General features: G+C 57.9%; 18 protein-coding genes. 14 read left to right on the forward strand and 4 right to left on the reverse strand.

Going from position 1 to position 23,451, the window contains the following annotated elements:
* Positions 1-59: 59 nt before the first annotated feature.
* The 4 genes from HX815_RS19510 to HX815_RS19525 all read right to left on the reverse strand — a co-directional run bounded on the left by HX815_RS19510 (position 60) and on the right by HX815_RS19525 (position 3,759).
* A complete protein-coding gene (locus HX815_RS19510; protein WP_177028737.1) occupies positions 60-800 on the reverse strand; it encodes a YciK family oxidoreductase in 741 nt (246 codons plus the stop codon).
* Positions 801-989: 189 nt separating this feature from the next.
* Entirely contained in the window at positions 990-1,661 is a 672-nt protein-coding gene (mupP, locus tag HX815_RS19515) for an N-acetylmuramic acid 6-phosphate phosphatase MupP (RefSeq protein WP_003218827.1), read from the reverse strand.
* Between the two features lie 4 nt (positions 1,662-1,665).
* A complete protein-coding gene (ubiG, locus tag HX815_RS19520; protein ID WP_003218825.1) occupies positions 1,666-2,364 on the reverse strand; it encodes a bifunctional 2-polyprenyl-6-hydroxyphenol methylase/3-demethylubiquinol 3-O-methyltransferase UbiG in 699 nt (232 codons plus the stop codon).
* A gap of 63 nt (positions 2,365-2,427) precedes the next feature.
* The gene (locus tag HX815_RS19525; protein ID WP_003218823.1) at positions 2,428-3,759 is read right to left on the reverse strand and encodes a TRZ/ATZ family hydrolase; all 1,332 of its coding nucleotides are present in this window, start codon (positions 3,757-3,759) and stop codon (positions 2,428-2,430) included.
* Positions 3,760-3,867: 108 nt separating this feature from the next.
* On the opposite strand from HX815_RS19525, the gene mtnA reads away from it, so the two are divergent.
* The 14 genes from mtnA to HX815_RS19595 all read left to right on the forward strand — a co-directional run bounded on the left by mtnA (position 3,868) and on the right by HX815_RS19595 (position 23,446).
* Entirely contained in the window at positions 3,868-4,944 is a 1,077-nt protein-coding gene (mtnA, locus tag HX815_RS19530) for an S-methyl-5-thioribose-1-phosphate isomerase (RefSeq protein ID WP_177028738.1), read from the forward strand.
* Positions 4,945-5,246: 302 nt separating this feature from the next.
* A complete protein-coding gene (gene gyrA, locus HX815_RS19535) occupies positions 5,247-7,910 on the forward strand; it encodes a DNA gyrase subunit A (RefSeq protein ID WP_003218817.1) in 2,664 nt (887 codons plus the stop codon).
* A gap of 218 nt (positions 7,911-8,128) precedes the next feature.
* On the forward strand, positions 8,129-9,214 hold the full coding sequence (serC, locus tag HX815_RS19540) for a 3-phosphoserine/phosphohydroxythreonine transaminase (RefSeq protein WP_003218814.1): 1,086 nt from the start codon (positions 8,129-8,131) through the stop codon (positions 9,212-9,214).
* Positions 9,214-10,308 carry a prephenate dehydratase gene (gene pheA, locus HX815_RS19545; RefSeq protein WP_003218812.1) on the forward strand — a complete coding sequence of 365 codons (1,095 nt, stop codon included), beginning with the start codon at positions 9,214-9,216 and terminating at the stop codon, positions 10,306-10,308. Before serC ends, pheA begins: the two co-directional genes overlap by 1 nt.
* Before the next feature lie 9 nt (positions 10,309-10,317).
* The gene (hisC, locus tag HX815_RS19550) at positions 10,318-11,430 is read left to right on the forward strand and encodes a histidinol-phosphate transaminase (RefSeq protein ID WP_177028739.1); all 1,113 of its coding nucleotides are present in this window, start codon (positions 10,318-10,320) and stop codon (positions 11,428-11,430) included.
* Positions 11,431-11,458: 28 nt separating this feature from the next.
* The gene (locus HX815_RS19555; RefSeq protein WP_256351166.1) at positions 11,459-13,669 is read left to right on the forward strand and encodes a bifunctional prephenate dehydrogenase/3-phosphoshikimate 1-carboxyvinyltransferase; all 2,211 of its coding nucleotides are present in this window, start codon (positions 11,459-11,461) and stop codon (positions 13,667-13,669) included.
* Entirely contained in the window at positions 13,666-14,355 is a 690-nt protein-coding gene (gene cmk, locus HX815_RS19560) for a (d)CMP kinase (RefSeq protein ID WP_003172653.1), read from the forward strand. The genes HX815_RS19555 and cmk overlap by 4 nt, the downstream gene beginning before the upstream one ends.
* 119 nt (positions 14,356-14,474) lie before the next feature.
* A complete protein-coding gene (gene rpsA / locus HX815_RS19565; protein ID WP_003218806.1) occupies positions 14,475-16,169 on the forward strand; it encodes a 30S ribosomal protein S1 in 1,695 nt (564 codons plus the stop codon).
* A 339-nt stretch (positions 16,170-16,508) separates the two neighbouring features.
* Positions 16,509-16,805 (forward strand): integration host factor subunit beta, encoded by a 297-nt coding sequence (gene ihfB / locus HX815_RS19570; protein ID WP_008437689.1) that lies wholly within the window; start codon positions 16,509-16,511, stop codon positions 16,803-16,805.
* A gap of 24 nt (positions 16,806-16,829) precedes the next feature.
* On the forward strand, positions 16,830-17,075 hold the full coding sequence (locus HX815_RS19575; protein ID WP_008437692.1) for a lipopolysaccharide assembly protein LapA domain-containing protein: 246 nt from the start codon (positions 16,830-16,832) through the stop codon (positions 17,073-17,075).
* A 387-nt stretch (positions 17,076-17,462) separates the two neighbouring features.
* On the forward strand, positions 17,463-18,833 hold the full coding sequence (locus HX815_RS19580) for a Wzz/FepE/Etk N-terminal domain-containing protein (protein WP_177019490.1): 1,371 nt from the start codon (positions 17,463-17,465) through the stop codon (positions 18,831-18,833).
* 786 nt (positions 18,834-19,619) lie between these two features.
* Positions 19,620-20,750: a non-hydrolyzing UDP-N-acetylglucosamine 2-epimerase gene (gene wecB / locus HX815_RS19585; protein ID WP_008437695.1), complete on the forward strand. Its 1,131-nt coding sequence runs from the start codon at positions 19,620-19,622 to the stop codon at positions 20,748-20,750.
* A 9-nt stretch (positions 20,751-20,759) separates the two neighbouring features.
* Entirely contained in the window at positions 20,760-22,001 is a 1,242-nt protein-coding gene (gene wecC / locus HX815_RS19590) for a UDP-N-acetyl-D-mannosamine dehydrogenase (protein ID WP_177028741.1), read from the forward strand.
* Positions 21,998-23,446 carry a mannose-1-phosphate guanylyltransferase/mannose-6-phosphate isomerase gene (locus HX815_RS19595; RefSeq protein WP_008437697.1) on the forward strand — a complete coding sequence of 483 codons (1,449 nt, stop codon included), beginning with the start codon at positions 21,998-22,000 and terminating at the stop codon, positions 23,444-23,446. Before wecC ends, HX815_RS19595 begins: the two co-directional genes overlap by 4 nt.
* Positions 23,447-23,451: the final 5 nt, after the last annotated feature.

The following is a 23,451-nucleotide window of genomic DNA, read 5'->3' on the forward strand; positions in this document are numbered from 1 at the left end:
ACACTCCGCCTTCGCGAGCAAGCCCGCTCCCACATTAGGTTGTACTGTGTTCCAGATAGTTATTGCGCGTCAAACGCCTGCCCATTGATGCCGGTACTGTCCGGCCCCATCAGGTACAGGTACACCGGCATGATTTCCTCCGGTGTCGGGTTATCGGTCGGGTTCTCCCCTGGATACGCCTGGGCCCGCATGCTGGTGCGGGTGGCGCCTGGGTTGATGCTGTTGGCGCGCACCGGTGCGACATTATCCAGCTCGTCCGCCAGGGTTTGCATCAGGCCTTCGGTGGCAAACTTCGACACCCCGTACGCGCCCCAATAGGCACGGCCCTTGCGGCCCACGCTGCTTGAGGTGAACACCACCGACGCATCCTGGGACAGCTTGAGCAGCGGCAACAGCGTGCTGGTCAGCATGAACATCGCGTTGACGTTCACATGCATCACCCGTATGAAGTTCTCGCCGGACAACTGCTCGATCGGTGTGCGCGGGCCGATGATCGAGGCGTTGTGCAGCAAACCGTCGAGGTGGCCGAACTCCTTTTCGATCATCGCTGCCAGCTCATCGTATTGATGGGGCAGGGCGGTCTCCAGGTTGAACGGGATCACCACCGGCTGCGGCTGGCCGGCGGCTTCGATTTCGTCGTAGACCTGGGCCAGGTTGGCTTCGGTCTTGCCCAGCAGCAGCACGGTGGCGCCGTGGGCCGCATAGGTTTTGGCCGCCGCTGCGCCAATCCCGCGACCGGCGCCGGTGACCAGGATGACCCGGCCCTTGAGCAGTTCTGGACGTGCGGAGTAATCAAACATAAACAACCTCGACAAAGTTCACAGAAAATCCATGTGATTGATTGCGGCTAAGGCTGGCCAAGGCTTCTGTGGCGAGGGAGCTTGCTCCCGTTGGGTTGCGAAGCAGCCCCAGCTTTTCGCGACTGCTGCGCAGTCGAACGGGAGCAAGCTCCCTCTCCACAAAATTGCAGCAACCTCAGGCAGTCCCGATCAGCAGCTGCACAGCGCGCTGTCCAGCACTTTGCGCAATTCCAGCGGGTGATCCACCACCACATCGGCACCCCAGTTGCGCGGGTTGTCGTCCGGGTGGATATAGCCGTAGGTGACCGCCGCGGTGCGAGTGCCGGCGTCGCGGCCCGACTCGATGTCCCGCAGGTCATCCCCCACGAACAGCACGCTGGCCGGGTCCAGGTCGAGCATCTTGCACGCCAGGATCAACGGTTCCGGGTCTGGCTTGCTGTTCTTCACGTGGTCCGGGCAGATCAGCAGCGCGGAGCGCTCGGCCAGGCCTAGCTGCTGCATGATCGGTTCGGCAAAGCGCAGTGGCTTGTTGGTGACCACGCCCCAGATCAGCCTGGATTTCTCGATATCCACCAGCAGCTCTTCCATGCCCTCGAACAGCTTGCTGTGGATCGCGCAGCCCTTGAGGTAACGCTCGAGGAATTCCTGGCGCAGCTCTTCAAAGCCCGGGGACTCGGGGTCCATGGAAAAGGTCACGGCGACCATCGCCCGGGCGCCGCCGGAGATTTCATCGCGGATGTGCTGGTCGTTGATCGGTGCCAGGCCGCGGTCAGCGCGCATGGCCTGGCAGATGGCGATAAAGTCTGGCGCGGTGTCCAGCAGGGTACCGTCCATGTCGAAAAGAACCGCTCGCAACTTCACAGGCTTACTCCTCGCGCAGGGTCTGGATCATGTAGTTGACGTCAACGTCGCTGGCCAGCTTGTAGTGCTTGGTCAGCGGGTTGTAGGTCAAGCCGATGATGTCCTTGACGGTCAGCCCGGCCTGACGGCTCCAGGCGCCCAGCTCGGAAGGGCGGATGAATTTCTTGAAGTCATGGGTGCCGCGGGGCAGCAGCTTCATGATGTATTCGGCACCGATGATCGCGAACAGGTACGCCTTCGGATTGCGGTTGATGGTGGAGAAGAACACCTGGCCACCGGGCTTGACCATGCGGAAGCAGGCGCGGATCACCGAGGACGGGTCCGGCACGTGCTCGAGCATTTCCAGGCAAGTGACCACGTCGAACTGCCCGGGCATCTCTTCGGCCAGCTCTTCGGCGGTGATCTGCCGGTATTCGACGTTCACGCCGGACTCCAGTTGGTGCAACTGGGCCACGGCCAATGGCGCTTCGCCCATGTCGATACCCATCACGGTGGCGCCGCGCTGGGCCATGGATTCACTGAGGATCCCGCCGCCGCAACCCACATCCAGTACCTTCTTGCCGGCCAGGTTGACGCGCTCGTCAATCCAGTTGACCCGCAGCGGGTTGATGTCGTGCAGGGGTTTGAACTCGCTTTCGCGGTCCCACCAGCGATGGGCGAGGGCTTCGAATTTGGCGATTTCAGCGTGGTCGACGTTGCTCATGGGGAATCCTCTAAATCTGATAAAACGTTTTGCCGGCCCTGGCATGCGTTGCCAGGGCGGGTGTTATTCGCTGTGTCCGCTGATGCGCTGGCCCCAGGCGATGGCCGTGGCGCACAACTGTTGTTCATCCAGGCGGGTCAGTTGCCGGTCGTCGAGCAATTGCTTGCCGCCGACCCAAAGGTGTTTCACACAATCGCGTCCGGTGGCATATATAAGCTGTGAGACCGGATCGTAGATCGGTTGTTGCGCCAGGCCCGACAGGTCGAAGGCCACGATGTCAGCGGCCTTGCCGACTTCCAGCGAGCCGATTTGACTTTCCAGGCCCATGGCCCGGGCGCCGTTGAGGGTGGCCATGCGCAGTGCGCGGTGGGCATCCAGGGCGGTGGCCGAGCCGGCGACGGCCTTGGCCAGCAGCGCGGCGGTGCGGGTCTCGCCCAGCAGGTCGAGGTCATTGTTGCTGGCCGCGCCGTCGGTGCCTACTGCCACATTGACGCCGGCTTGCCACAGGCGTTCCACCGGGCAGAAGCCGCTGGCCAGTTTCAGGTTGGATTCCGGGCAATGGATCACGCTGGTGTTACTTTCTACCAGCAAAGTCAGGTCGTCATCGCTGATTTGGGTCATGTGAACGGCCTGGAAGCGCGGCCCCAGCAAACCCAGGCGGCCAAGCCGTGCCAGCGGGCGTTCACCACGCTGTTCAACGGACTGCTGCACTTCGAAGGCGGTTTCATGCACGTGCATGTGGATCGAGGCGTCCAGTTCCTCGGCGATCACCCGGATTTTTTCCAGGTTTTCATCGCAGACGGTGTACGGCGCGTGCGGGCCGAAGGTGATTTTGATCCGTGGGTGATGCTTGAGGTCGCCGAACAGCTCGACGCCCTGGCGAATCGCCTCGTCGGCGTCAGCAGCGCCGGGAATCGGGAAATCCAGGATCGGGATGGCGATTTGCGCACGCATGCCGCTGTTGTGCACGCGTTCGCTGGCGACTTTCGGGAAGAAGTACATGTCCGAGAAACACGTGATGCCGCCCTTGATCTGCTCGGCGATGGCCAGGTCAGTGCCGTCGCGGACGAAGGCTTCGTCGACCCACTTGGCCTCGGCGGGCCAGATGTGGTTTTCCAGCCAGGTCATCAGCGGCAGGTCGTCGGCCAGGCCGCGAAACAGCGTCATGGCCGCGTGGCCGTGGGCGTTGATCAGGCCAGGGCTGAGCAGCATGCCCGGCAGTTCACGCACTTCGCTCGCTGCGAGCTTCAAGGCCGCGGCGCGTGGGCCGATAAACGCAATGCACCCGTCACGAATGCCCAGGGCGTGCTCCTTGAGCACTACGCCGGCAGGCTCGACAGGTACCAGCCAGGTGGGCAGCAGCAATAAGTCGAGCGGGGCGGCAGTCGGTGTCATCGAGGGCAGTTTCCCAGGCATCTATAAAGAACGGCGAAGTATACCCGAGCGTCCTGGCTGGCGGATCGCTATAATCGGCGGCTTTTGTTCATGAGTGCGGGGTGAGGGATGCGCGATCGACTGTTGGCTGCGGAGAAAGTGAAGGCCATCGACTGGCGTGATGGCGCACTGTACCTGCTCGATCAGCGTATTTTGCCGTCTGCAGAAACCTGGGTCGCCTGCACCAGTGCTGCCGAGGTGGCCGAGGCCATTCGCACAATGGTGGTGCGCGGTGCGCCGGCCATTGGCATCAGTGCGGCGTATGGCCTGGTGCTGGCCGCTCGTGCCCACATCGCCGAGGGCGATGACTGGCAGGCCGCCTGGGAAGAGGACTACGCGCTGCTGGCGGATACCCGCCCGACCGCGTCGAATCTTTTCTGGGCCATGAAGCGCATGCGCGATTGCCTCGATCGCCTCAAGAAACACGCCGATCCGTTGAAGGTGCTGGAGGCCGAGGCGGTGGCGATTCACCAAAGTGATCGTGAAGCCAACCTGACCATGGCGCAGCTGGGTGTAGAGCTGATCCGCAAGCACCAGGGCAATGTCCAGGCGATCCTGACCCATGGCAATGCGGGTGCGTTGGCTACCGGCGGCGTCGGTACCGCGCTCGGGGTGATTCGCGGGGCGTTCCTGGAAGGCATGGTGGAGCGCGTCTACGCCAACGAAACCCGGCCCTGGCTGCAAGGCTCGCGGCTGACGGCCTGGGAATTGGCCAATGAAGGCATTCCGGTCACCGTGACTGCCGATTCGGCTGGCGCGCATATTCTCAAGACCAAGGGCGTGACCTGGGTGATCGTCGGTGCCGACTGCATTGCGGCCAACGGTGACGTGGTCAGCAAGATCGGTACCTATCAGTTGGCAGTGTGCGCCATGCATCACGGCGTGCGTTTCATGGTGGTGGCGCCCAGCTCAACCATCGACCTGATGGCGGCCAGCGGTGATGACGTGCCGCTTGAAGAGCGCGACGCCCGTGAACTGCTGGAAGTCGGCGGCACCCGCGTAGCCGCTGATGTAGACGCCTTCAACCCGGTGTTCGACGTGACGCCGGCGGACCTGATTGATGTGATCGTCACTGAAAAAGGCATCGTCGAACGCCCCGACACGGCGAAGTTGGCGCAACTGATGTGTCGTAAACGCCTGCATTGAGGCAATTTGCCCGCAAAAATCCCCTTGGATCCAGCTCTAAGGCCCTCTCGTCGCCGTCAAGCCTGTCATCCGTCAACTTACTATGCTCCATGCGCATCAGGGGGATAGGTGCGTGGCGGCGATTGTGATAACATCCGGCGGTTTCCAGGGTCACCCCAAGGGGTAACCTTTAATGCGCAGATCCGTGTCATAACTCGTTGATTTGTCGTAAGTCGTTGCCAGGCATCATGCCGGCAGCGGCGAGCTTCGTTCGTCCCATAGGATGTGACGAGGTTTCACCCGAAAAAGGAATCAGGCTTCTCATGGGCGAACTGGCCAAAGAAATCCTCCCGGTCAATATCGAAGACGAGCTGAAACAGTCCTACCTCGACTACGCGATGAGCGTAATTGTCGGTCGGGCACTGCCTGATGCGCGCGATGGCTTGAAGCCCGTGCACAGGCGTGTGCTGTTCGCGATGAGCGAGCTGGGTAACGACTGGAACAAGCCGTACAAGAAATCTGCCCGTGTTGTCGGTGACGTGATCGGTAAGTATCACCCTCACGGCGACACTGCGGTGTACGACACCATCGTTCGGATGGCCCAGCCGTTTTCCCTGCGCTACCTGCTGGTAGACGGCCAGGGCAACTTCGGTTCGGTCGACGGCGACAACGCTGCGGCCATGCGATACACCGAAGTGCGCATGACCAAGCTGGCGCACGAGCTGCTGGCTGACCTGCACAAGGAAACCGTGGACTGGGTGCCGAACTACGACGGCACCGAAATGATCCCGGCGGTCATGCCGACCCGTATTCCCAACCTGTTGGTCAACGGCTCCAGCGGTATCGCCGTGGGCATGGCCACCAACATCCCGCCACACAACCTCGGTGAAGTCATCGACGGTTGCCTGGCCCTCATCGACAACCCCGAGCTGACCGTCGATGAGCTGATGCAGTACATCCCGGGTCCGGACTTCCCGACCGCCGCGATCATCAACGGTCGCGCCGGCATCATCGAAGCCTACCGTACCGGTCGCGGCCGCATTTACATGCGTGCCCGCTCGATCATCGAAGACATCGACAAGGTCGGTGGCCGTCAGCAGATCGTCATCACCGAACTCCCTTACCAGTTGAACAAGGCGCGTCTGATCGAGAAGATCGCCGAGCTGGTTAAAGAGAAGAAGCTGGAAGGCATCACCGAGCTGCGCGACGAGTCTGACAAGGACGGTATGCGCGTGGTGATCGAGCTGCGTCGTGGCGAAGTGCCTGAGGTGATCCTCAACAACCTCTACGCCCAGACCCAGCTGCAAAGCGTATTCGGTATCAACGTGGTAGCGCTGATCGACGGCCGCCCGCGCATCCTGAACCTCAAGGATCTGCTGGAAGCCTTCGTGCGTCACCGCCGCGAAGTGGTAACCCGCCGTACCGTATTCGAACTGCGCAAGGCCCGTGAACGCGGCCACATCCTGGAAGGCCAGGCTGTTGCGCTGTCGAACATCGACCCGGTCATCGCCCTGATCAAGGCTTCGCCGACGCCGTCGGAAGCCAAGGAAGCGCTGATCAAGATGCCGTGGGAATCCAGCGCCGTAGTGGCGATGGTGGAACGTGCCGGTGCCGATTCGTGCCGTCCGGAGACCCTGGACCCACAATACGGCCTGCGCGACGGCAAGTATTTCCTGTCCCCGGAACAGGCCCAGGCCATTCTGGAACTGCGTCTGCACCGTCTGACCGGCCTGGAACACGAGAAACTGCTGGCCGAGTACCAGGAGATCCTCAACCAGATCGGCGAGCTGATCCGCATCCTCAACAGCGCGGTGCGCCTGATGGAAGTGATCCGCGAAGAACTGGAAGTGATCCGCGCCGAATACGGCGATGTGCGCCGCACCGAGATTCTCGACGCCCGTCTCGACCTGACCCTGGGTGACATGATCCCGGAAGAAGATCGCGTCGTGACCATTTCCCACGGTGGCTATGCCAAGACCCAGCCTCTGGCTGCGTACCAGGCCCAGCGTCGTGGCGGTAAAGGCAAATCGGCTACCGGCGTCAAGGATGAGGACTACATCGCTCACCTGCTGGTTGCCAACAGCCACACCACGCTGCTGCTGTTCTCCAGCAAGGGCAAGGTGTACTGGCTGAAAACCTACGAAATCCCGGAAGCGTCCCGCGCTGCCCGTGGTCGTCCGCTGGTCAACCTGCTGCCGCTGGACAGTGATGAATACATCACCACCATGCTGCCGGTAGACGAGTACACCGAAGGTCACTTCATCTTCATGGCCACTGCGAAAGGCACCGTGAAGAAGACCCCGCTGGAATCCTTCAGCCGTCAACGCAGCGTGGGCCTGATCGCGCTCGAACTGGACGAAGGCGACGTATTGATCAGCGCGGCCATCACCGACGGCGAGCGTGAAGTCATGCTGTTCTCCGACGGCGGCAAGGTCACGCGCTTCAAGGAATCCGACGTTCGTGCCATGGGCCGTACCGCCCGCGGTGTGCGCGGCATGCGCCTGCCGGAAGGGCAGAAGCTGATTTCGATGCTGATCCCGGAAGAAGGCAGCGAGATCCTCACTGCATCGGCCCGCGGCTACGGCAAGCGTACGGCCATCAGCGAGTTCCCCGAGTACAAGCGTGGCGGCCAGGGCGTTATCGCCATGGTCAGCAACGATCGCAACGGCCGCCTGGTCGGCGCGGTCCAGGTGCTGGATGGTGAGGAAATCATGCTGATTTCCGACCAGGGCACCCTGGTACGTACCCGGGTTGATGAAGTGTCGAGCCTGGGGCGTAACACCCAGGGCGTGACCTTGATCAAGCTGGCCAGCGACGAAACGTTGGTAGGCCTGGAGCGTGTCCAGGAGCCATCGGAAGTCGAAGGCGAGGAGCTGGAAGGTGAAGAGGGGATTGCACTCGAGGGGCAAGTGATCGGCGATGCCGATGACGGCGTCGACGAGCCAACACTCGACGCTGCCGCAGACGAAGAAGAACCGCAGGAATAAGCGGACACACAGGGGGCGGATGAAGATTCGCCCCCTTGTTGTTTGTCCCGTTTGAAATACGACGCCGCGCCGCTCTTGTAGGAGCCGGCTTGCCGGCGATGGCATCAACTCGATTCAAGTGAAGCGCCGAGTCGTTTGCATCGCTGGCAAGCCAGCTCCTACAGGGTTCCGCGTTGCGGGATGTTGATTGCAGTCCCACCAGATCAGAGAGATTGGATGTGAGCAAGAGAGCCTATAACTTCTGTGCCGGTCCCGCGGCGCTTCCTGAAGCAGTCCTGCAGCGCGCGCAGGGTGAACTCCTCGACTGGCATGGAAAAGGCCTCTCCGTGATGGAAATGAGCCATCGCAGCGATGAGTTCGTGTCCATTGCCACCAAGGCCGAGCAGGATATGCGCGACTTGCTGGACATCCCGTCCGATTACAAAGTGCTGTTCCTGCAGGGTGGTGCGAGCCAGCAGTTCGCCCAGATCCCGCTGAACCTGCTGCCGGAAGACGGCACTGCGGACTATATCGACACCGGTATCTGGGGGCAGAAGGCCATTGAAGAGGCCTCCCGTTACGGTCACGTCAATGTGGCAGGCACGGCCAAGCCCTACGACTACTTCGCCATCCCCGGTCAGAACGAGTGGAAGCTGTCGAAAGACGCGGCCTATGTTCACTATGTGGCGAACGAAACCATCGGCGGCCTGGAGTTCGATTGGGTGCCAGAAGTGGGTGATGTCCCGCTGGTCTGCGACATGTCCTCGGACATCCTCTCGCGCCCGATCGATGTGTCCAAGTACGGCATGATCTACGCCGGTGCACAGAAGAACATCGGCCCGAGCGGCATCCTGGTCAACATCGTCCGTGAAGACCTGTTGGGTCGTGCGCGTTCGCTGTGCCCGACCATGCTCAACTACAAGGTCGCGGCCGATAACGGCTCGATGTACAACACCCCGCCGGCCTTCGCCTGGTACTTGTCGGGCCTGGTGTTCGAATGGCTGAAAGAGCAGGGCGGCGTGGCTGCCATGGGCAAGCTCAACGAAGAGAAGAAACGTACCCTGTACGACTTCATCGACGCCAGCGGCCTGTACAGCAACCCGATCAACCTGACCGACCGTTCGTGGATGAACGTGCCGTTCCGCCTGGCGGATGACCGCCTGGACAAGCCTTTCCTCGCCGGCGCCGACGAGCGCGGCCTGTTGAACCTCAAGGGCCACCGTTCGGTAGGTGGCATGCGCGCCTCCATCTATAACGCTGTCGATATCCACGCCGTCAAGGCGTTGGTGGCTTACATGGCAGAGTTCGAAAAGGAACACGGCTAATGTCTGAGCAAGAACTCAAGGCCCTGCGCGTACGCATTGACAGCCTGGACGAGAAAGTCCTGGAACTGATCAGTGAGCGCGCGCGGTGCGCCCAGGAAGTTGCACGGGTGAAGATGGCTTCCCTGGCTGAAGGCGAAGTGCCGGTATTCTACCGTCCGGAGCGTGAAGCCCAGGTGCTCAAGCGCGTGATGGAACGCAACAAGGGCCCGTTGGGCAACGAAGAGATGGCGCGGTTGTTCCGTGAAATCATGTCTTCGTGCCTGGCACTGGAGCAGCCGCTGAAAGTGGCTTACCTGGGCCCGGAAGGCACCTTCACTCAAGCCGCGGCCATGAAGCACTTCGGTCACGCGGTGATCAGCAAGCCGATGGCTGCGATCGACGAAGTGTTCCGTGAAGTGGCCGCCGGGGCGGTGAATTTTGGCGTGGTGCCGGTGGAAAACTCCACCGAAGGTGCCGTCAACCACACCCTCGACAGCTTCCTTGAGCACGACATGGTGATCTGCGGCGAAGTCGAGTTGCGTATTCACCACCACTTGCTGGTGGGCGAAAACACCAAGACCGACAGCATCAGCCGCATCTACTCCCACGCCCAGTCCCTGGCCCAGTGCCGCAAGTGGCTGGACGCGCACTACCCGAATGTGGAGCGCGTGGCGGTGTCCAGCAACGCCGAAGCGGCGAAGCGGGTCAAGGGTGAGTGGAACTCGGCGGCGATTGCCGGCGACATGGCTGCCGGCCTGTATGGGTTGACGCGCCTGGCCGAGAAAATCGAGGATCGCCCGGATAACTCCACGCGCTTCCTGATGATCGGCAGCCAGGAAGTGCCGCCGACCGGCGACGACAAGACATCGATCATCGTCTCCATGAGCAACAAGCCCGGCGCGCTGCATGAGCTGCTGGTGCCGTTCCACGATAACGGGATTGACCTGACGCGAATCGAGACTCGTCCTTCGCGCAGCGGTAAATGGACTTATGTGTTCTTTATCGACTTCGTCGGCCATCACCGCGACCCACTGGTCAAGGGTGTGCTCGAGAAAATCAGTCAGGAAGCCGTGGCACTCAAGGTGCTGGGCTCCTACCCGAAAGCGGTTTTGTGAGGCTTTAACATGAGTGGCAACTTCCTCGCCCTGGCGCAGCCGGGCGTGCAACAACTGTCGCCTTACGTTCCGGGCAAGCCTGTGGACGAGCTGGCGCGTGAGTTGAACCTTGATCCGTCGAAGATCGTAAAGCTGGCCAGTAACGAAAACCCGATGGGCCCAAGCCCCAAGGTATTGGCTGCGATTCGTGAGGCGCTGGCCGAACTGACCCGTTATCCCGACGGTAACGGCTTTGAGCTCAAGTCCCTGCTGGCGAAAAACTGCCGCGTTGATATCAACCAGGTGACCCTGGGTAACGGCTCCAACGATATTCTGGAGCTGGTCGGCCGCGCCTATCTGGCGCCGGGCCTGAACGCGGTGTTCAGCGAGCACGCGTTTGCGGTCTATCCGATCGTCACTCAGGCCGTTGGCGCCGAGGCGCGTGTGATTCCTGCGAAAGACTGGGGTCATGACCTGCCAGCCATGCTGGCGGCCATCGATGACAATACTCGTGTTGTGTTTATCGCCAACCCGAACAACCCGACCGGCACCTGGTTCAGCGCCGAGGTGCTGGATAACTTCCTGAAGGACGTGCCGGAGCATGTACTGGTGGTGCTGGACGAGGCGTACATCGAGTACGCCGAAGGCAGTGACCTGCCGGACGGCCTGGATTTCCTCGCGGCTTATCCGAACCTGCTGGTCTCGCGCACGTTCTCCAAGGCTTATGGCCTGGCGTCGCTGCGGGTCGGTTACGGCTTGTCCACTGCGGTGGTGGCCGATGTGTTGAACCGTGTGCGCCAGCCATTCAACGTCAACAGCCTCGCGCTGGCGGCGGCTTGCGCTGCGGTGCAGGACACCGAGTACCTGGAAGAAGGCCGTCGCCTCAACGAAAGCGGCATGCTGCAATTGCAGGAAGGCTTCCGTGAGCTGGGCCTGGGCTGGATTCCGTCCAAGGGCAACTTCATCTGCGTCGACCTCGGCCAAGTGGCGGCTCCTGTGTTCCAGGGCTTGCTGCGCGAGGGTGTGATCGTGCGTCCGGTGGCCAATTACGGCATGCCGAACCACCTGCGCATCACCATCGGTCTGCCTGCTGAAAACAGCCGCTTCCTCGAAGCGCTGGCCAAGGTTCTGGCTCGTGGTTGATGTCACTGCATTGCAACCTGCTGTACCTATGATCGGTCGCCTGGTGGTGGTCGGTCTGGGATTGATCGGCGGCTCCTTTGCGAAGGGCCTGCGGGAAAGCGGCCTGTGTGGCGAAGTGGTCGGTGTGGACCTGGACCCGCAATCGCGCAAGTTGGCGGTGGAGTTGGGTGTGGTGGACCGTTGCGAGGCTGATCTCGCTGTAGCCTGCCAGGGCGCGGATGTCATTCAGCTGGCGGTGCCGATCCTGGCCATGGAGAAGTTGCTGGCGCTGTTGGCCGGCATGGATCTGGGCCAGGCAATCCTGACCGATGTCGGCAGTGCCAAGGGCAATGTGGTGCGTGCGGCGCGGCTGGCCTTTGGTGGCATGCCTGCGCGGTTTGTGCCTGGGCATCCGATTGCCGGGTCCGAGCAGAGCGGGGTGGAGGCGTCCAATGCGCAGCTGTTCCGTCGCCATAAAGTGATTCTGACACCGCTGGATGAAACCGATCCTGCGGCACTGGCCGTGGTGGATCGGCTCTGGCGCGAGCTGGGGGCGGATGTCGAGCATATGCAGGTCGAGCGCCACGATGAAGTGCTGGCAGCGACCAGCCATCTGCCGCATTTGCTCGCATTTGGCCTGGTGGATTCGCTGGCCAAGCGCAACGAGAACCTCGAGATTTTCCGCTACGCCGCCGGTGGTTTCCGCGACTTTACCCGGATCGCCGGTAGTGATCCGGTGATGTGGCACGACATCTTCCTTGCCAACCGCGATGCGGTGTTGCGCACCCTGGACACGTTCCGCAGCGACCTCGACGCCTTGCGCGACGCGGTCGATGCTGGCGACGGGCACCAGTTGTTGGGCGTGTTCACCCGTGCGCGGGTGGCACGGGAGCATTTCAGCAAGATTCTGGCGCGTCGGGCCTATATGGATGCTGCAGTAAACGCGGATGACCTGGTGTTTCTCGCCAGTCCCGGTGGCCGCTTGAGCGGGCAGATCCGCGTGCCTGGGGATAAATCGATTTCCCATCGCTCGATCATGCTCGGTTCTCTGGCGGACGGTGTCACTGAAGTCGAAGGTTTTCTGGAGGGTGAGGACGCCCTGGCGACCTTGCAGGCGTTCCGCGACATGGGCGTGGTGATTGAAGGCCCGCACCATGGGCGCGTCACCATCCACGGGGTTGGCCTGCATGGCTTGAAGCCGGCGCCAGGTCCGATCTATCTGGGTAACTCCGGCACCTCCATGCGGTTGTTGTCCGGTTTGCTGGCGGCCCAGCGCTTCGACAGTGTGTTGACGGGGGACGCCTCGCTGTCCAAGCGCCCGATGAATCGCGTGGCCAAGCCATTGCGCGCAATGGGTGCGGTGATCGAGACCGGGCCGGAAGGGCGTCCGCCGCTGACCATTCGCGGTGGCCAGGCACTTAAGGGGCTGACCTACGCATTACCGATGGCCAGCGCTCAGGTCAAGTCCTGCCTGTTGTTAGCCGGGTTGTATGCCGAGGGTAAAACCTCGATTACCGAACCGGCGCCGACCCGCGACCATACCGAGCGGATGTTGCGCGGTTTTGGGTATCCGGTGGACGTGGCGGGCGCTACGGCATCGGTTGAGTCAGGTCACTCACTGACCGCGACGCATATTGAGGTCCCGGGGGATATTTCCTCCTCGGCGTTCTTTCTGGTGGCGGCTTCAATCGCCGAAGGCTCCGAGCTGTTGCTTGAGCATGTGGGTATCAATCCGACCCGTACCGGCGTGATCGATATCCTGCGACTGATGGGCGCGGACATCACCTTGGAAAACGAACGGGAAGTGGGTGGTGAGCCGGTCGCTGATTTGCGTGTTCGTGCGGCGCCGTTGAAGGGGATCGAGATTCCTGAAGCCCTGGTCCCGCTGGCTATCGATGAGTTCCCGGTGTTGTTCGTGGCTGCGGCGTGCGCCGAAGGCCGGACGGTATTGCGTGGGGCAGAGGAGCTGCGGGTCAAGGAGTCCGACCGGATCCAGGTCATGGCCGACGGTCTGCTTGCGCTGGGCGTGAAGTGTGAACCGACACCTGATGGGATTATTATCGATGGTGGCGTGATCGGCGGTGGTGAAGTCCACGCCCATGGCGATCACCGGATTGCCATGGCCTTCAGCGTGGCTTCCCTGCGAGCGGCTGCGCCGATTCGTATCCATGACTGCGCCAACGTGGCTACGTCTTTTCCGAATTTTCTTACACTGTGTGCCCAAGTCGGCATCCGTGTTGCCCAAGAGGCTCAATTGTGAATATCAAAGCACCGGTGATTACCATCGACGGGCCAAGTGGCTCGGGCAAGGGCACGATCGCCGGCATCCTGGCCAAGCGCCTGGGCTGGTGCCTGCTGGATTCCGGGGCGCTGTACCGCTTGCTGGCCTTTGCCGCCCGCAACCATGGCGTCGACCTGACCAACGAAGAATCGCTGAAGCTGCTGGCTGCGCATCTTGACGTGCAGTTCGTCGGGGCGACCGAAGGTCATCCCCAGCGCATCATCCTGGAAGGGGACGATGTGACCGACGACCTGCGCAACGAGCAGGTTGGCTCCTGGGCTTCCCAGGTCGCCGCATTGCCGGCGGTGCGCGATGCTTTGCTGCAGCGCCAGCGGGCTTTCCAGGAACCGCCGGGTCTGGTGGCCGATGGCCGCGACATGGGCACGGTGGTCTTCCCCGAGGCGCCGCTGAAGATTTTCCTCACGGCCAGCGCCGAGGAGCGGGCCCGTCGCCGTTACTTGCAGTTGAAGGGCAAAGTCGATGGTGTTAGTCTGTCGAGTCTGCTAGATGAGATCCGTGCACGCGATGAGCGTGATACCCAGCGTGCGGTAGCCCCGCTCAAGCCGGCGGCTGACGCCATACAGCTGGATTCCACGGAGTTGTCCATCGAGCAGGTGCTGGAACGCATCTTGAGTGAAATCGCCATTCGCGATATCGCCGGGTGACCAAGAAGGCCGCAGGGGACCAGTCATAGTCCTGTGGTGCTTCTTTTAATTGAAACTGACCCACACCGTCTGGGGTGTGGAGATGGGCGTATTCTTCGCCCTTATCAACAGGAATTAAAATGAGCGAAAGCTTTGCGGAACTCTTTGAAGAAAGCCTAAAAACCCTGAACCTTCAGGCAGGCTCCATCATCACCGGTGTTATCGTTGATATCGATTACCAAGCTCGCTGGGTAACCGTTCACGCTGGTCTGAAGTCTGAAGCTCTGATCCCGCTGGAACAGTTCTACAACGATGCTGGTGACCTGACTATCAATGTCGGTGACGAAGTTCACGTTGCTCTGGACTCGGTTGAAGACGGTTTCGGTGAAACCAAGCTGTCCCGTGAAAAAGCCAAGCGCGCTGAATGCTGGATTGTTCTCGAAGCAGCCTTCGCAGCTGAAGAAGTGGTCAAGGGCGTTATCAACGGTAAGGTTAAAGGCGGCTTCACTGTCGACGTTAACGGCATCCGTGCGTTCCTGCCAGGTTCTTTGGTCGACGTTCGTCCTGTGCGCGACACCACGCACCTGGAAGGCAAGGAACTCGAATTCAAGGTCATCAAGCTCGACCAGAAGCGCAACAACGTTGTCGTTTCCCGTCGCAGCGTCCTGGAAGCAGAGAACTCCGCCGAGCGTGAAGCTCTGCTGGAATCCCTGCAGGAAGGCCAACAAGTCAAAGGTATCGTCAAAAACCTCACCGATTACGGCGCATTCGTCGATCTGGGTGGCGTCGATGGCCTGCTGCACATTACCGACATGGCTTGGAAGCGTATCAAGCATCCATCGGAAATCGTCAACGTTGGCGACGAGATCGATGTCAAGGTTCTGAAGTACGATCGTGAGCGCAACCGTGTTTCCCTGGGCTTGAAGCAGCTGGGCGAAGATCCATGGGTCGCTATCAAGGCTCGTTACCCAGAAAGTACTCGCGTCACCGCGCGTGTTACCAACCTGACCGACTACGGCTGCTTCGCAGAGCTGGAAGAAGGCGTGGAAGGCCTGGTACACGTTTCCGAAATGGACTGGACCAACAAGAACATCCACCCTTCGAAAGTCGTACAAGTCGGCGACGAAGTGGAAGTTATGGTTCTGGACATCGACGAAGAGCGTCGTCGTATCTCCCTCGGCATCAAGCAGTGCAAATCTAACCCATGGGAAGATTTCTCTGGCCAGTTCAACAAGGGCGATAAAATCTCCGGCACCATCAAGTCGATCACCGATTTCGGTATCTTCATTGGTCTGGACGGCGGCATCGACGGTCTGGTTCACCTGTCCGACATCTCCTGGAACGAAGTTGGCGAAGAAGCTGTTCGTCGTTTCAAGAAGGGCGACGAGCTGGACACCGTTATCCTGTCGGTTGACCCAGAGCGCGAGCGCATCTCCCTGGGTATCAAGCAACTGGAAAGCGATCCGTTCTCCGAGTACGTTCAAGAGAACGACAAAGGCGCAATCGTTAAAGGCATCGTGAAGGAAGTTGACGCTAAAGGCGCCATCATCACTCTGGCCGACGATATCGAAGCGACTCTGAAAGCCTCCGAAATCAGCCGTGACCGCGTTGAAGACGCGCGCAACGTTCTGAAAGAAGGCGAAGAAGTAGAAGCCAAGATCATCAGCGTTGACCGCAAGAGCCGCGTAATCCAGCTCTCCATCAAGTCGAAAGACGATGCTGAAGAGAAAGAAGCCATCCAGAGCCTGCGCGACAAGCCAGCTACCTCTGAGCCTTCTGCTGGTCCTACCACTCTGGGCGACCTGCTGCGTGCACAAATGGAAAAGCAGAACTAAGTTCTGTCAGACCATAGAAAAAGGGCGACTTCGGTCGCCCTTTTTTGTGCCTGGGATTTGGTGTTGTGCGCAACGTCGCCTTGGTGTTCTGCAGGTGGAACGCTGTGGTCGCGCTGGCAGCGCATCGGCTCCTGCAGGCTCTATCTGGCAGTGATCGCCGTGGAGTGGCTTCAGTGAGGCTGAGCGGCGGCTAGCGGCCGTGCGGCGCAATGCCAACTCTCATCGAGTTACGCCCCAACTCTTTGAATATAAGTCAATACTTGGGCTGTTCAAATTCCTCCGGTCATGCTAAAACCTTCGAAGCGCTTTTCCTAGCTGCTTGAAAAAGAAGGGAAAAATATGACGAAGTCGGAGTTGATCGAACGAATTGTCACCCATCAAGGGCTGCTCTCATCCAAGGATGTGGAGCTGGCCATCAAGACCATGCTTGAGCAGATGTCCCAATGTCTGGCTACCGGCGATCGGATTGAAATTCGTGGGTTTGGTAGCTTCTCGCTGCACTATCGTGCGCCTCGTGTGGGTCGCAACCCAAAAACCGGGCAGTCCGTCAGCCTTGACGGCAAGTTCGTGCCTCATTTCAAGCCGGGCAAGGAATTGCGCGATCGGGTGAACGAAGACGAAGAAGAAAGCGTCTGAGTGTTTTTGGGGTAGGAGAAGGTTATGCGTGGGGTTAAGCGCGTTGTTCTGGTGCTGGCTATGCTAATTGTCGTGCTGGCAGTGTTGGGGTTCGTGCTGGAAAACCAGCAGGGCGCGTCTCTTTCATTCCTGGGCTGGGTGACCGGGCAGATGCCGGTGTCGGTGTTTGTGGTCGTGGCCTTGATAATTGGAATGCTGCTGGGACCGCTGTTTAGTGTCATCGTTGGGTGGGGCCGACGTCAAAAGTCCATGCCCGCAAGGCGTGGGTAGAGCTTCCATGGTTATTGTGTCACTCGCGAGCCGTTCGTCGGATTTTTCTGGTGCGGTGCGCATCAGTTACGTCGAGTGAACGGCATGTGGTAAGTCCGGCAGTACCACTGACTATTGTCTCGCGGCTACGAAATTTGCTTTTCTGTCCTTCTCGGACGGCCTATATAAGGGTTGCCCCTATCTGTGTAGGAAGACTCCTACAGATATGTCAAGACTTGTAATATGTCAGTGAGATGGCAAAATGGAATCTGTTCTCGATAACAGGCATTTTGTGCGCTAAAGTCCGGCAGCGACGCTGGGTTTTTTCGGCCATATAACTAAAATAAAAATACACAATCTTGTCTGCATAACGAGCCCGCAGTTTCTCTTTGAAGGCAGGTTTTTGTTGTGAGTAGTAGCTTCCGTGCTCCCCCGGTTCGATCGTCCGACGAAATTGATTTTGTGCGACTTTTCGCGTCTGTCTGGCAACAAAAAAAACTTCTGCTTTTCGTCACTCTCGGGGCGGGATTGATTGCGGCGTCCTACGCATTTTTAGCTGCCCCTGTATATAAGGTCAGCACGGTTTTGCGGCCTGCGGCGATTAATGATTTGGATGCGCTAAATCGATCAGAGATATATCAGCTTCCTCCGGCTGACGCGCTCCTCAAAGTGGGCGCAGCGCTCGACTCTTATGATACGCGCCTGAGCTATTTCAAGAAAAACCAGAAGCTTTTCGAGAAATTTGTTCGTCCTGGGCAGACTCTGGAGCAGAGTTTTCAGGAGTTCAATCATGACTCTATTCGTTTGATTCTTCCTGATGCAGATAAGAAAAATTCGCTGAGTTCCTACATCAAGCTCGAGATGATGTATCCGAAAGGCGTCGACGGCGTCTCTATTCTTAATGGCTTTGTCGACTACGCTATCGAAAGTGAGCGCGAACGCGTCACGGCTGATTTGAATGTGATCGTTAAAAACCGTTTGAGGGAGCTTAAAGGCAAGCTCGATTCGGCTCGTTCAAACTACGATATTGAAAAAGAAGCCAAAATAGCGTCATTGCGAGAAGCTGACTCGTTGAAACGCGCGCAATTGCAGGATGAATTGAAGGCGCTGCGTTCGCAGTTGAAAACCTTGCGTAGCGACCGTATTGCTCAGCTGAATGAGGCTATAGGGATTGCCCGTTCCCTGGGCATTCAAAAGCCGGCTACGCCTTCTTCACTTGGTGAATCGGCCGTGACGAACGCTGGTAGCGTGATGCGTACTGAGGTGAACAACCAGCAGATCCCACTTTATTTTATGGGGGTAGATGCGCTTAAGGCTGAGCTTGCTGCATTGCAGTCACGCAAGTCGGATGATTTTACCGAGTCGCGCATCGCTCAAATCGCCAGGGAGCTTCAGTTGCTCGCATCCAACCGAGAGATTGAGGTCCTGGATGCTCGAAAAAATGAAGATATCTTTCTTGCGGGCGTTCAACCGTTGAGAACAGAGATTTTCCGTTTGAGTAGCCTGAATATCGACCTGGCGAAGCTGCGGCTGGTGAGTATTGACCAGCAGGCCCTTGAGCCGTTGGTTCCGTCGAGCCCGAATCGTCCATTGATCATTTTTCTTGGCCTGCTCCTGGGGGCGATTGTCGCGATTGGTATTGCGTTGGTCAGGCAGGCGTTACGTGCTGCTCGCGACAATGCAGAGCGCGATGGGCACGAGCCGGCAGGCTCACTTCTCCATTCGGTCGCTCAGTTGGATCGGCAACAAGAGCCTGGCAATAAGTTAAACCGAAAATAACTCCAAGGCCGTGAAGCTTTTGGCTTCACGCGTTTTCCCCTCGGGGCCGTATTCTTGCTTTCATACGGAACCTGCATTACGTGCTTGCGCAACTGTGAACCGCCGAGGGGCATTCCTGGGTGGTTTCTCGGCTATCAAAAGTTACTAAGACTTTGCGTCGAGTCTTCATGGCGTTTCGGCATTTGATCTTTGTTTACTTGTGCGGGCGTCAAGCGTCCTGCACAGGTTTGTATTGTTGGTTTAATAGTTGATGGTGCACCGCCTAATACGGTTTGATGTGGATTTTTATGTGCGGTCTCCAGGTTAATGGCTTATGGCTAGTATTGGTTCGGAATTTGATAAGGGCGTACCGTTCGGCCAGGTCGGTCGTGCAGGGTGCGCCGGCGATTAGCAGCGAGCTGCATGGCACAGTCGAGCGTGGGCCCAATTGCGATCTCGGATAGGTCGGGTTCCTGTGGGGCAATAACCAAAAGCCCAATTTCAATGAGAGGTTGCGACGCACCATTGCGGTGAAGCGGCTCACCGCAAATGTTGCGGTAAAACCTTGTCCTGTCCTGAACTGAGGGGGGGATGATGGGGTCTCATGGGGCGTGTGGTTGAGCCAGCCAGGCGTTATGTTGGCACGCTTGTTGATGATATGCTGCGCTGCAAAGCAGAGGCGGTTGCAGTTGGAGCGGCGAAAACTCGCTTGCGCGTAATCGGTAGGTCAGGCAGGGGCATGGCAGCGTTGCTGGTTTCCAGACTGATTCTCTGACTAAATAATGATATGGAATCGTTGGTAATCTAATGACTTTAAAGATCTTGAGTGTTTTCGGTACGCGACCGGAAGCTATAAAAATGGCTCCATTAGCTTTAGCGTTGAATGCAGATGAGCGTTTTGAGGCCAAAATCTGCGTCACGGGTCAACACCGTGAAATGCTGGATCAAGTGTTAGAGTTATTTAAACTTGAACCTGACTTTGATCTTAATATCATGAAGTCGGGTCAAGACCTTACCGACGTGACAACTGGTATTCTTCAGGGAATGAAAGAGGTCTTCCGGACTTATCGGCCGGATATCGTCTTGGTGCATGGTGATACCGCTACGACCTTTGCAACTACATTGGCGGCGTACTATCAGCAAATTCCTGTGGCTCATATCGAAGCTGGGCTTCGCACCGGAAATTTATATTCTCCCTGGCCGGAAGAGGCCAATCGAAAGTTGACGGGAGCACTCGCGCTTCTTCACTTCGCTCCTACTGAACGATCGCAACAGAATTTGCTGCGTGAAGGGGTGTCACCTGACGCGATTCATGTGACTGGGAATACTGTAATCGACGCTCTGCTTGAGGTCGTACAGAAGCTCGAGACCAATGACCAGTTAAAACAGAAGTTCTCCGAGCAGTTCGCATTTTTACCTGCTCAACGCCGCGTCATCCTTGTGACAGGGCATCGGCGTGAAAGCTTCGGCGATGGATTCGAAAGGATCTGCAGTTCGTTGGCTTCGATTGCCCATGAGTTTGATGATGTGGAGATCGTGTACCCCGTTCATTTGAATCCAAATGTCCGTGAACCGGTCAACCGTTTGTTGGCTGGTATAAAAAATATTCACCTCATCGAACCATTGGATTATCTACCTTTTGTCTATTTGATGAATCGGTCGTACTTGATTCTGACGGACTCCGGTGGTGTGCAGGAAGAGGCACCTTCTTTGGGCAAGCCCGTGCTGGTCATGCGGGACACTACCGAGCGGCCTGAGGCGATTGAGGCGGGTACCGTCAGATTGGTCGGTACAGAGAAGGACAAGATAGTTCACCACTTGCGTGAGCTTTTACTCGATCAAAAGGCTTACGAGGAGATGAGCGTTGCTCATAATCCTTATGGTGACGGTCACGCCTGCATGCGTATTGTTAATGCTCTAGCCACTTTCAAAAATTAAGGTTTGGTCATGGATTTTTCCACTATTTCTGTAATTGGTTTGGGCTATATCGGTTTGCCAACCGCAGCCGTTTTTGCTGCGCGAAAGTTAAAGGTCATTGGTGTCGACGTTAATCAAAAGGCCGTCGATACGATCAACGGCGGACAGATTCATATCGTTGAGCCTGATTTGGACATAGTCGTGCACGCGGCCGTGACCGAGGGGTATCTGCGCGCCAGTACACGACCTGAGCCGGCGGACGCCTTCTTGATTGCGGTGCCCACTCCTTTCAAGGACGGTCATGCTCCGGACCTTTCTTACATTGAGTCCGCAAGCAAATCCATTGCACCAGTATTGAAAAAGGGTGATCTGGTCATCCTCGAGTCCACTTCTCCCGTGGGTGCGACTGAAAAGATGTCGGCATGGCTGGCTGAAGCACGCCCTGACCTGACGTTCCCGCAGACCCATGGCGAGGCGTCGGACATTCGCGTGGCTCACTGCCCTGAGCGCGTGCTTCCCGGTCACGTGTTGCGCGAGTTGGTACAGAATGATCGCGTCATCGGCGGGATGACACCCAAGTGCTCAGAAGCCGCCACACGTCTGTATAAATTGTTTGTGGAGGGCGAGTGCATTATCACCAACGCCCGAACAGCAGAAATGTGCAAGTTGACCGAGAACAGCTTTCGCGATGTGAATATTGCCTTCGCGAACGAATTGTCGATGATATGCGATAAGTTTGATGTCGATGTGTGGGAGCTTATCAAGCTCGCCAACCGGCACCCTCGCGTCAATATCCTCCAACCAGGACCTGGCGTGGGTGGGCATTGCATCGCCGTCGACCCTTGGTTCATCGTGAGTCAGGCTGAAGGCCAGGCGAAACTGATCCAAACTGCACGCGAAGTCAATGACTCAAAACCGTCGTGGGTTATGGAGAAAGTTGATGCTGCTGTGGCCGATCATCTGTCGAGTCACCCCGGGAAGTCGGAAAAAGACATTGTTATCGCGTGCTTCGGCCTGGCATTCAAACCTGATATTGATGACCTGCGGGAAAGTCCATCTCTGGAAATTACGAAAAATATCTCAAGCCGGCACGCCGGGAAGGTTATTGTCGTAGAACCTAATATTGATTCTCTGCCTGCGACGTTGCCGAACGCTGAGTTGTGCACAATAGAAGAAGCGTTTGAGCGCGCGGATGTCTTGTTGTTACTGGTGGATCACAAGCCATTCAAAAGTGTTTCTTCTTCACTTCTCGNNNGAATCTGGCTTGTATGAAAATTCTTCCGGTTATTATGTCTGGAGGCTCGGGAACGAGACTCTGGCCGCTTAGCAGAACTCTTTACCCGAAGCAGTTTCTGGCAATTTCGGGGCGGGAGACGTTGTTTCAGCAGGCGATTGCTCGACTGTTGAAGATTGACGGTCAAGGCTCGGATTTATTGGCTCCATGCATCGTTGCCAACGATGAGCATCGTTTCCTGTGTCTCGACCAGATCCGGGAAATGAACGTTTCTAAAGCTGTTGTCATTCTTGAACCGGTAGGACGCAATACGGCCCCTGCGCTTACGTTGGCGGCGCTTTATGCGCGCGATGAGGTGGGAGAGGAGATTGACCCGGTTCTGGTCGTTGTCCCGGCCGACCAGATGATTCTCGATATTCAAGCTTTTACTGACACGGTCAGTAAAGCGGTCGATGTTGCGAAAGACGGCAGCATTGTGATCTTGGGGATTACGCCTGATCGCCCTGAGACGGGTTATGGTTATATCCACTCGGCAGATCCCTCTACCGTCAAGAGGGTGGATGCGTTTGTTGAAAAGCCTGAGCGGACAACCGCAGAAAAATACCTGGAAGATGGAAGCTATTTCTGGAATAGCGGTATTTTTGTGCTGCGCGCGTCAGTCTGGTTGAAAGCACTGGGCGCGTTCAGAAGTGACATCTTCGATGCCACTGAGGCCGCGTGGAAGGGCCGAGTTGAAGATAATGGGTTTATTCGACCACAACTTGACGCGTTTTCCCTGATACCGCCTGAGTCGATTGACTATGCCGTGATCGAGCATTGCGCGAAAACGCCTTCAGCTGGCCTGACGTTGAAAATGCTCACAATGGATGCCGGTTGGTCTGACCTGGGAGCATGGGATGCTGTTTGGCGTTCGAGTGAAAAGGACGAAAAACAAAACGCTACCCATGGCGACGTAATAATAGACTCCAGCTCCAATACATTGGTTTACGCCTCTCACCGTTTGGTAACGGCCGTGGGGCTTGAAAATATTGTTATCGTCGAAACGCCTGATGCCGTATTGGTTGCGGATAAAGATCGTAGCCAGGGTGTGAAGGCTATTGTCGAAGCGTTGAATATCAAGGCCAGGCCAGAATCAAAGCTTCATCGTCGTGTTCATCGCCCATGGGGCTGGTACGACAGCATAGATTCGGGCTCGCGCTTTCAGGTGAAGCGGATATTGGTGAAGCCGAAAGCAACCTTGAGTTTGCAGAAGCATTACCATCGGGCGGAGCATTGGATTGTCGTGTCTGGCACCGCTGAAGTCACCTGTGAAGATCGTGTTTTTCAGTTGAACGAAAACCAGAGTACTTATATCCCTATTGGCCATGTTCATCGCCTTTCCAATCCTGGCACCATTCCTCTTGAGATCATAGAGGTGCAGTCGGGAACGTACTTGGGTGAGGATGATATTGTTCGATTTGACGATACCTATGGACGTGTTTAAGGCTT

It is taken from the genome of Pseudomonas sp. E6002 (assembly GCF_013385565.1).
Lineage (GTDB): Bacteria > Pseudomonadota > Gammaproteobacteria > Pseudomonadales > Pseudomonadaceae > Aquipseudomonas.

Excerpts from the sequence above, each read along its gene's own strand:
- HX815_RS19595 (WP_008437697.1), top strand. The coding sequence starts at position 21,998 with ATGAAAATTCTTCCGGTTATTATGTCTGGAGGCTCGGGAACGAGACTC.
- HX815_RS19510 (WP_177028737.1), bottom strand. The coding sequence starts at position 800 with ATGTTTGATTACTCCGCACGTCCAGAACTGCTCAAGGGCCGGGTCATC.
- wecB (WP_008437695.1), top strand. The coding sequence starts at position 19,620 with ATGACTTTAAAGATCTTGAGTGTTTTCGGTACGCGACCGGAAGCTATA.
- mtnA (WP_177028738.1), top strand. The coding sequence starts at position 3,868 with ATGCGCGATCGACTGTTGGCTGCGGAGAAAGTGAAGGCCATCGACTGG.
- hisC (WP_177028739.1), top strand. The coding sequence starts at position 10,318 with ATGAGTGGCAACTTCCTCGCCCTGGCGCAGCCGGGCGTGCAACAACTG.
- ihfB (WP_008437689.1), top strand. The coding sequence starts at position 16,509 with ATGACGAAGTCGGAGTTGATCGAACGAATTGTCACCCATCAAGGGCTG.
- HX815_RS19555 (WP_256351166.1), top strand. The coding sequence starts at position 11,459 with ATGATCGGTCGCCTGGTGGTGGTCGGTCTGGGATTGATCGGCGGCTCC.
- pheA (WP_003218812.1), top strand. The coding sequence starts at position 9,214 with ATGTCTGAGCAAGAACTCAAGGCCCTGCGCGTACGCATTGACAGCCTG.
- HX815_RS19525 (WP_003218823.1), bottom strand. The coding sequence starts at position 3,759 with ATGACACCGACTGCCGCCCCGCTCGACTTATTGCTGCTGCCCACCTGG.
- HX815_RS19575 (WP_008437692.1), top strand. The coding sequence starts at position 16,830 with ATGCGTGGGGTTAAGCGCGTTGTTCTGGTGCTGGCTATGCTAATTGTC.
- ubiG (WP_003218825.1), bottom strand. The coding sequence starts at position 2,364 with ATGAGCAACGTCGACCACGCTGAAATCGCCAAATTCGAAGCCCTCGCC.
- rpsA (WP_003218806.1), top strand. The coding sequence starts at position 14,475 with ATGAGCGAAAGCTTTGCGGAACTCTTTGAAGAAAGCCTAAAAACCCTG.
- gyrA (WP_003218817.1), top strand. The coding sequence starts at position 5,247 with ATGGGCGAACTGGCCAAAGAAATCCTCCCGGTCAATATCGAAGACGAG.